This window comes from Kocuria rosea (genome assembly GCF_023715525.1).
GTDB lineage: Bacteria > Actinomycetota > Actinomycetes > Actinomycetales > Micrococcaceae > Kocuria > Kocuria rosea_A.
In genome coordinates this window covers 1-5,839 of the sequence record NZ_JAMBOG010000044.1, presented here as the reverse complement: position 1 = coordinate 5,839, position 5,839 = coordinate 1, and the positions used below count along the sequence as shown (strand labels likewise).

At 59.2% G+C, this 5,839-nt stretch carries 3 rRNA genes; all 3 read left to right on the top strand.

Annotated elements, in window-relative coordinates:
* Positions 1 to 168: 168 nt before the first annotated feature.
* The 3 genes from M3185_RS16790 (at position 169) to rrf (ending at position 5,778) form a co-directional block, all read left to right on the top strand.
* Positions 169 to 1,693: ribosomal RNA gene (locus M3185_RS16790) — 16S ribosomal RNA — on the top strand.
* 627 nt (positions 1,694 to 2,320) lie between these two features.
* A 23S ribosomal RNA gene (locus M3185_RS16785) occupies positions 2,321 to 5,455 on the top strand.
* 206 nt (positions 5,456 to 5,661) lie between these two features.
* A 5S ribosomal RNA gene (gene rrf, locus M3185_RS16780) occupies positions 5,662 to 5,778 on the top strand.
* The 16S, 23S and 5S rRNA genes sit together here, the layout of an rRNA operon.
* The last annotated feature ends 61 nt before the right edge of the window (positions 5,779 to 5,839 follow it).

Below are 5,839 nucleotides of genomic sequence, written 5' to 3'. Positions count from 1 at the left end.
GGTCTGTTGTTTGAGAACTCAATAGTGTGCCATGTTTGTTGATGCCAAATGTTTTGTTTGGTTGATTGGCCGTTGCTCGTTCCGCCTCCGTGGGGTGGGTGACGGTGTCAGCCTGGATCGTTCGGGTGTCCTGCCGTGTGGTGGGGTGTCCGGGTGTTTTTCGTTTTTTTGACGGAGAGTTTGATCCTGGCTCAGGACGAACGCTGGCGGCGTGCTTAACACATGCAAGTCGAACGATGATGCCCAGCTTGCTGGGCGGATTAGTGGCGAACGGGTGAGTAATACGTGAGTAACCTGCCCCTGACTCTGGGATAAGCCTGGGAAACCGGGTCTAATACTGGATACGACCTCTCACCGCATGGTGGGGGGTGGAAAGGGTTCACTGGTTTTGGATGGGCTCACGGCCTATCAGCTTGTTGGTGGGGTAATGGCTCACCAAGGCGACGACGGGTAGCCGGCCTGAGAGGGTGACCGGCCACACTGGGACTGAGACACGGCCCAGACTCCTACGGGAGGCAGCAGTGGGGAATATTGCACAATGGGCGAAAGCCTGATGCAGCGACGCCGCGTGAGGGATGACGGCCTTCGGGTTGTAAACCTCTTTCAGTAGGGAAGAAGCGCAAGTGACGGTACCTGCAGAAGAAGCGCCGGCTAACTACGTGCCAGCAGCCGCGGTAATACGTAGGGCGCAAGCGTTGTCCGGAATTATTGGGCGTAAAGAGCTCGTAGGCGGTTTGTCGCGTCCGCTGTGAAAGCCCGGGGCTCAACCCCGGGTCGGCAGTGGGTACGGGCAGACTAGAGTGCAGTAGGGGAGACTGGAATTCCTGGTGTAGCGGTGAAATGCGCAGATATCAGGAGGAACACCGATGGCGAAGGCAGGTCTCTGGGCTGTTACTGACGCTGAGGAGCGAAAGCATGGGGAGCGAACAGGATTAGATACCCTGGTAGTCCATGCCGTAAACGTTGGGCACTAGGTGTGGGGGACATTCCACGTCCTCCGCGCCGTAGCTAACGCATTAAGTGCCCCGCCTGGGGAGTACGGCCGCAAGGCTAAAACTCAAAGGAATTGACGGGGGCCCGCACAAGCGGCGGAGCATGCGGATTAATTCGATGCAACGCGAAGAACCTTACCAAGGCTTGACATCCACCGGACCGCACTGGAGACAGTGCTTCCCTTCGGGGCCGGTGGACAGGTGGTGCATGGTTGTCGTCAGCTCGTGTCGTGAGATGTTGGGTTAAGTCCCGCAACGAGCGCAACCCTCGTTCTATGTTGCCAGCACGTGATGGTGGGGACTCATAGGAGACTGCCGGGGTCAACTCGGAGGAAGGTGGGGATGACGTCAAATCATCATGCCCCTTATGTCTTGGGCTTCACGCATGCTACAATGGCCGGTACAAAGGGTTGCGATACTGTGAGGTGGAGCTAATCCCAAAAAGCCGGTCTCAGTTCGGATTGAGGTCTGCAACTCGACCTCATGAAGTCGGAGTCGCTAGTAATCGCAGATCAGCAACGCTGCGGTGAATACGTTCCCGGGCCTTGTACACACCGCCCGTCAAGTCACGAAAGTTGGTAACACCCGAAGCCGGTGGCCTAACCCCTTGTGGGAGGGAGCCGTCGAAGGTGGGACCGGCGATTGGGACTAAGTCGTAACAAGGTAGCCGTACCGGAAGGTGCGGCTGGATCACCTCCTTTCTAAGGAGCCGTTGACCGCCGTGTGGTGGTCGCCCCCGCCTCAGGAGCCGAACGTGTTCCTGGTGGGGTGAGCTCATGGGTGGAACATCAGCAGGCAAGCGGCCGCACCTTTGGTGCTGGTCGTTCTCTTCTTCAGTACCCGCTCACCGCGGGCTGCCGGGTTGCCCCGGTGGTCGTGGTGGTGGTGGAACGGTGGGGGACGTCCGGTGGAGGAGCGGTCCATGGCGCACTGTTGGGTCCTGAGACAACAGGCCCCGACCCGGGCGCACCGGTTCCTGCGCTGCTGGTCCCCTGTGCGGGGGGCGGTGGTGGAGGGGTGGTGGGTTCGTGGTGGGTGGTGTTGTGTCTTTGGTTCCCGGCGCCCCGCCGGCGGCGGTGACGGCCTGATGGTCGTGGCTCCCGCCCGTGAGTGTGGGGTGTGTGGGTTGTTGTTTGAGAACTGTATAGTGGACGCGAGCATCTTAAGAACCGGTGCTACAGCGGAAGGTGGTCCCTTCGGGGGTGCCTGGTCGTTGTGGTGCCTGAGTTCGTGATTGATCGCCGCCCAGTGCTGCGGGCAGCGGGTCCTTCCCCTTGCGGGAGGGGGCCGGTGGTCGTGGTGGTGGGTCGGTGTGTTCTGTGATCATGTGGCAAGTTTTTAAGGGCGCACGGTGGATGCCTTGGCATCAGGAGCCGATGAAGGACGCGGTAATCTGCGATAAGCCTCGGGGAGCTGATAAACGAGCTGTGATCCGAGGGTCTCCGAATGGGGAAACCCCGCCGCGTGTTATGCGTGGTGACCCGTACCTGAATTCATAGGGTGCGTGGAGGGAACGTGGGGAAGTGAAACATCTCAGTACCCACAGGAAGAGAAAACAACAGTGATTCCGTCAGTAGTGGCGAGCGAACGCGGAAGAGGCCAAACCGATGGTGTGTGAGACCCGGCAGGGGTTGCATCATCGGGGTCGTGGGGCGTGTCGTCCCGGGTCTGCCGGCCCGGGCGTGTGAGTGCAGGACGATAGTCGAACCGGTGTGAGTGCCGGGCCGTAGAGGGTGGGAGTCCCGTAGACGAAATCGTTGCTGCCGCACGGTGCACGTACCCAAGTAGCACGGGGCCCGTGAAATCCCGTGTGAATCTGCCAGGACCACCTGGTAAGCCTAAATACTACCTGATGACCGATAGCGGACCAGTACCGTGAGGGAAAGGTGAAAAGTACCCCGGGAGGGGAGTGAAATAGTACCTGAAACCGTGTGCCTACAATCCGTCGGAGCCCTACGAGGTGACGGCGTGCCTTTTGAAGAATGAGCCTGCGAGTTAGTGTTACGTCGCGAGGTTAACCCGTGAGGGGTATCCGTAGCGAAAGCGAGTCTGAACAGGGCGAGTGAGTGGCGTGATCTAGACCCGAAGCGAAGTGATCTACCCATGGCCAGGTTGAAGCGCGTGTAAGAGCGCGTGGAGGACCGAACCCACTTCAGTTGAAAATGGAGGGGATGAGCTGTGGGTAGGGGTGAAAGGCCAATCAAACTTCGTGATAGCTGGTTCTCCCCGAAATGCATTTAGGTGCAGCGTTACGTGTTTCTTGCCGGAGGTAGAGCTACTGGATGGCCGATGGGCCCTACAAGGTTACTGACGTCAGCCAAACTCCGAATGCCGGTAAGTGAGAGCGTAGCAGTGAGACTGTGGGGGATAAGCTTCATAGTCGAGAGGGAAACAGCCCAGACCACCAACTAAGGCCCCTAAGCGTGTGCTAAGTGGGAAAGGATGTGGAGTTGCTTAGACAACCAGGAGGTTGGCTTAGAAGCAGCCACCCTTGAAAGAGTGCGTAATAGCTCACTGGTCAAGTGATTCCGCGCCGACAATGTAGCGGGGCTCAAGTACACCGCCGAAGTTGTGGCATTGCACCAACGATACCCAGCCGGGGCCCTCGTGGTCCTTGGTTCAGGTGGTGCGATGGGTAGGGGAGCGTCGTGTGGGCAGTGAAGCTGCGGGGTAACCCAGTGGTGGAGCCCACACGAGTGAGAATGCAGGCATGAGTAGCGAATGACGGGTGAGAAACCCGTCCGCCGGATGATCAAGGGTTCCAGGGTCAAGCTAATCTGCCCTGGGTCAGTCGGGACCTAAGGCGAGGCCGACAGGCGTAGTCGATGGACAACGGGTTGATATTCCCGTACCGGCGAAGAACCGCCCATACCGAACCGGGGACACTAACCACCCGAACCGCACCAGGTGCCGGCCATTGGCCGGTTACCGGTGGCGGGGAGCGTGGGACCTGAACCGGGGAGGTAAGCGTATTAACAGGTGTGACGCAGGAAGGTAGCCGAGCCGGGCGATGGTAGACCCGGTCTAAGCGTGTAGGGCGATCCGTTGGCAAATCCGCGGATCACACGGCCTGAGACGTGACGGGACCCCCATCCGTGGGGGGATTCGGTGATCCTATGCTGCCGAGAAAAGCATCGACGCGAGGTTCCAGCCGCCCGTACCCCAAACCGACACAGGTGATCAGGTAGAGAATACTAAGGCGATCGAGAGAATCATGGTTAAGGAACTCGGCAAAATGCCCCCGTAACTTCGGGAGAAGGGGGGCCCGGACCGTGGACACCACTTGCTGGTGCGAGCGGGTAAGGGCCGCAGAGACCAGGGGGAAGCGACTGTTTATCAAAAACACAGGTCCGTGCGAAGTCGCAAGACGATGTATACGGACTGACTCCTGCCCGGTGCTGGAAGGTTAAGAGGACCTGTTAGCCTCACGGCGAAGCGGAGAATTTAAGCCCCAGTAAACGGCGGTGGTAACTATAACCATCCTAAGGTAGCGAAATTCCTTGTCGGGTAAGTTCCGACCTGCACGAATGGAGTAACGACTTCCCCGCTGTCTCAACCATGAACTCGGCGAAATTGCAGTACGAGTAAAGATGCTCGTTACGCGCAGCAGGACGGAAAGACCCCGAGACCTTTACTATAGTTTGGTATTGGTGTTCGGTGTGGCTTGTGTAGGATAGGTGGGAGACTGTGAAGCGGGCACGCCAGTGCTCGTGGAGTCATCGTTGAAATACCACTCTGGTCACTCTGGACATCTAACTTCGGCCCGTGATCCGGGTCAGGGACAGTGCCTGATGGGTAGTTTAACTGGGGCGGTTGCCTCCTAAAGAGTAACGGAGGCGCCCAAAGGTTCCCTCAGCCTGGTTGGCAATCAGGTGTCGAGTGTAAGTGCACAAGGGAGCTTGACTGTGAGAGCGACAGCTCGAGCAGGGACGAAAGTCGGGACTAGTGATCCGGCGGTACATTGTGGAATGGCCGTCGCTCAACGGATAAAAGGTACCTCGGGGATAACAGGCTGATCTTGCCCAAGAGTCCATATCGACGGCATGGTTTGGCACCTCGATGTCGGCTCGTCGCATCCTGGGGCTGGAGTTGGTCCCAAGGGTTGGGCTGTTCGCCCATTAAAGCGGTACGCGAGCTGGGTTCAGAACGTCGTGAGACAGTTCGGTCCCTATCCGCTGCGCGCGCAGGAAATTTGAGAAGACCTGTCCTTAGTACGAGAGGACCGGGACGGACGAACCTCTGGTATGGCAGTTGTACCGCCAGGTGCACCGCTGCTTCGCTACGTTCGGAAGAGATAACCGCTGAAAGCATCTAAGCGGGAAGCTCGCTTCGAGATGAGATTTCCACGCACCTTGTGTGCGAGAGGCCCCCAGCGAGACCACTGGGTTGATAGGCCGGAGGTGGAAGCACGAACCAACGACGTGCGCAGCCGACCGGTACTAATAGGCCGACAACTTACCCCACACCCACCCCCCAACCCCTGGTTGGGACCACGGGTGGGAACACACAGAACACCGCGTCCACTATACGGCTCCCAACCAACAACCCCGCCGGGTCCCCTGGTTGCGCAGCACACAACTGAATCCACAGCCACCAGCCTGTGACACGAACTTCCCACCCCACCCACCCGCCCCACAGGCGGGCCCGGTGCCGGGCGCGGAGCACGAGTTACGGCGGTCATAGCGTGGGGGAAACGCCCGGTCCCATCCCGAACCCGGAAGCTAAGACCCACAGCGCCGATGGTACTGCACCCGGAAGGGTGTGGGAGAGTAGGACACCGCCGGACCACACCAGAAGGGTCGAGCCCCCGCACCACACGGTGCGGGGGCTCCCCACCTTAACCACCC